Genomic DNA, 1,656 nt, shown 5'->3' on the forward strand with positions numbered 1-1,656 from the left:
CAGGCCCATCACGATCTGGACCGGCCGGCCGTCGAACACCCGCCCGAGCTGCGCGCCCAGGAAGCCGAGCAGCGTGAACGGGATGGCGAACCCGAGCGTGAACAGCACCCCGCCGGCGAGGACGCGGCATCGTTGCTAATATCTTACCGTTCCTAGGGTTACTGCGAAACCAAGTCTAGACGTGGCGGCTAAACTTTCCCAAAAGAACTTAAATTATAACATTAAGCTCTATAGCCTTAAGCCCTAGATTCAGTGGCTGCCTTGGTACAAAGACTGCCGTTGGGAAGCAATGTCCCGAATCAAAGACAGCCGTTCTTGGATATAGTTAATCAGATAGGTGCGCTCATCCCCATTCAGCGATCGCTCTGCTTGAAACTGATGGATCAGCCACTGGCTCAAACTGGCATCATCTAGGTTCAACAGCATTGGAGTTTGCGCTGTTTCCACCAGTGACCAGAATTGTCTTAGCAAGAAAGGAGTCATTGACGTCTCCGCTTCATCTTTTCTTTAGCTTTGTCTACACTATCTAAATCTAGGAGTACTAGACGTGTCATAAGGCACGATGACAACAAAGATACAAAAAACTTTAAATAACGGTTTTAACCTTTACATGGCGATCAGTCTCTTTCCTTTTGCAGTTTTAGAGAATTTACAGCCGTGGCACTGTATAAGCTGCAACACTATAAATTGCAACGCTGCTTTTACTAATTTGGGGGTCAACAATGTTCCTACCCTTAGGATTTACCCAAGACTCGGTTTTAACCAGCCTGGGTCGAATGGTTTACTACACTGCCGACCCGGCCACCTGGTTGCAATCCCATCCAGTAGCGCCAGAGAATAAACCAGAGAATAAACCAGAGAATAAACCAGAGAATAAACCTGAAACCCTGGTGTTTCTGCATGGGTTTGGGGGAGGGTCCTCCGCCTATGAATGGTCAAAGGTTTACCCAGCCTTTGCGGCTGAATATCGGATTCTGGCCCCTGATTTGATTGGTTGGGGACGTTCGGCCCACCCCCAACGAGACTATCGGCCCCAAGACTACATCCAGACTATTCTGGAATTTATGGAGCAAACCTGTAGCGGTCCTACCCCGGTGATTGCCTCTTCCCTCACAGCTGCTTTGACCATCCGGGCCGCCATTGAGCGCCCAGAACTTTTTGAGTGCCTGATCCTAACAACCCCGGCAGGCTTATCCGATTTTGGCGAGAACTATACCCGTAGTTTCTTTGCTCAGCTTGTCAGCACTCCGGTTTTGGATCGCTTCCTCTACGGCGCTGGCGTAGCAACCTCCCAGGGCATTCGCAGCTTTTTAGAGCAGCGACAGTTTGCCCAAGCCAACCGCGTCTATCCAGAAATTGTCGCCGCCTATCTGGAGTCCGCGCAACAGCCAAATGCTGAGTATGCGGCCCTCAGCTTTGTGCGGGGGGATTTATGCTTTGATCTCTCCCTCTATATCAAGCAACTTCGGGTGCCGACAGCAATTATTTGGGGCCAAAAATCTCAGTTCACCGGTCCCAGCATTGGCCGGCGGTTGGCTGAACTCAACCCTGAAGCAATTCGAAGATTTGAGCAATTGGGGGATGTTGGCCTAACACCTCAACTGGAACTCCCGGCAGTGACGATTGGGTTGATTCGCCAGTTTTTGCCCTTGCTTC

Annotated in this window: 2 protein-coding genes; one reads left to right on the top strand and one right to left on the bottom strand. The window is 50.7% G+C overall.

What is annotated here, in order from left to right; all coding sequences use genetic code 11:
• Positions 1-249 precede the first annotated feature (249 nt).
• The gene (locus tag AC2VE5_RS26940) at positions 250-483 is read right to left on the bottom strand and encodes a hypothetical protein (protein ID WP_486890604.1); all 234 of its coding nucleotides are present in this window, start codon (positions 481-483) and stop codon (positions 250-252) included.
• 239 nt (positions 484-722) lie between these two features.
• On the opposite strand from AC2VE5_RS26940, the gene AC2VE5_RS26945 reads away from it, so the two are divergent.
• Positions 723-1,656, top strand: a 934-nt coding sequence (locus tag AC2VE5_RS26945; protein ID WP_486890605.1) for an alpha/beta fold hydrolase, incomplete at its 3' end; no start/stop codon positions are given.

It is taken from the genome of Aliterella sp. E5.1, from assembly GCF_057473825.1.